The following is a 590-nucleotide window of genomic DNA, read 5'->3' as shown; positions in this document are numbered from 1 at the left end:
CATCCAGCGGGGCCCGGGGGAGCGACCTCAAGTTCGCCCGAGGAAGGCCGAGGGCAGACCCGAGCCGGGCAGGCCAGCGGCGACCCCGGCGACCCCGGCGCCGTCGTCGCCACGGCGCTCCGCCGAAGAGGACCACGGTCGGTGCCGATGGCTGCTCGCTCGACCAAGCACTGCGGTAGGTCCGTGTGTCTGGTGTCTGCGTGCTCAGCTGCTGTGCGGCACCGCGCCAGCCCGCGCAATAGCAGCCCAACGTCTGCTCCCGCACGTGGAGCCTGCACGTCCGGCGAGGCAGAGACGGCCAACATCCATAGGCCCTTGTAGCCGGACTCACCTGGAGCGTTGAGGACGGGCGCACCGGGGCCGAACCGTCGGACGTACCGGGCGCCGAAGTCCAGGCTTTCCGCCGCCGGGAGCGCCTCGAAATAACCAGAGGCGACAAAGACGTCCTGTGCGGCACGGGTCCCGATTTTCTGCAGCATACTCTCTTCCATCAGAGTGGAGAATCGCGCGCATTGGCTCTCCATGCCCCGGTCGGCGAATTGGCGATGGAACTCGACCGCATCGTGTCCGACGAGGAACATCAGCACACC

The 590-nt window shown here is 68.1% G+C and carries 1 protein-coding gene; it reads right to left on the bottom strand.

The genetic code is table 11. The features are described from left to right. Positions 1-581, bottom strand: a 581-nt coding sequence (locus PKE99_RS38465; RefSeq protein WP_271215158.1) for an ABC transporter substrate-binding protein, incomplete at its 3' end; no start/stop codon positions are given. Positions 582-590 lie beyond the last annotated feature (9 nt).

This window comes from Pseudonocardia halophobica (assembly GCF_027922425.1).
Taxonomy (GTDB): domain Bacteria; phylum Actinomycetota; class Actinomycetes; order Mycobacteriales; family Pseudonocardiaceae; genus Pseudonocardia; species Pseudonocardia halophobica.
The sequence above is the reverse complement of the archived record's forward strand: the minus strand, read 5'-3'. Positions and strand labels throughout refer to the sequence as shown.